We start from the raw sequence: 765 nt of genomic DNA, 5'->3' as shown, positions 1-765 counted from the left end.
GCCTTGAGCATCCACAAGCTCAAAGACCGCGCCAGCAAGCCGAGCACGCGTTTCAGCGTCCACCTTGGTCAGCGTGATACTGCCGCGGATCAACTGATTAGCTACCTTACCAACTGAAACACGTTGCCCGTCATCATCTATACGCACACTACGCGCACTCGTGTCAGGCAAATAGCCCTCAGGAGCTTGCACTTCACGCAGCACGTACTCACCATACGGGACACGCTCAAACGAGACCGAACCATCAGGGGCGCTCGTTCGAGTATCAAAAGCACTCTCCGAAACCCTATCCCCACTCTTAGCGAACAAGGAGAACACCGCGCCAGCAAGAGGAGCGCCAGTTTCAGCGTCCACCTTACTCAGCGTGATACTGCCACGCTTGATCGGGTTTTCTACCATGCCCGCATCAACCCTGACGCCATGCTCACGCACAGCAACATCAGCCGAATAATCAGCACGCAACACATGAGAAACCAGGCTCGCGGACTCCACAAGCGTGTAATCCCCGTACGCCACCGAGCTGAAAGTCGCCATGCCAGAAGAATCAGTCACAGCCTCATACTTGACCACGCCCTCTTGCTTCAACTGGAAAGTCACACCAGCCAAAGGCAACCTAGTGTCAGTATCCACCTTGCTCACGGTCACGGTGCCGCGGATCAACTGATTCGTCACAGGAACAGAACGCAAATCAACGTCCTGCCCATCCTCACGAACAGACACATCCTGCTTCCACGCAGCATTCAACACGTAATTCACCAGACTCGC

At 55.0% G+C, this 765-nt stretch carries 1 protein-coding gene; it reads right to left on the bottom strand.

Annotation, left to right across the window (positions count from 1 at the left end; all coding sequences use genetic code 11):
• A partial coding sequence (locus LRP54_RS08345) for an MSCRAMM family protein (RefSeq protein ID WP_269212832.1) occupies positions 1-765 on the bottom strand: 765 nt, incomplete at both ends.

Source organism: Schaalia sp. lx-100, assembly GCF_021083625.1.
Taxonomy (GTDB): domain Bacteria; phylum Actinomycetota; class Actinomycetes; order Actinomycetales; family Actinomycetaceae; genus Pauljensenia.
The sequence above is the reverse complement of the archived record's forward strand: the minus strand, read 5'-3'. Positions and strand labels throughout refer to the sequence as shown.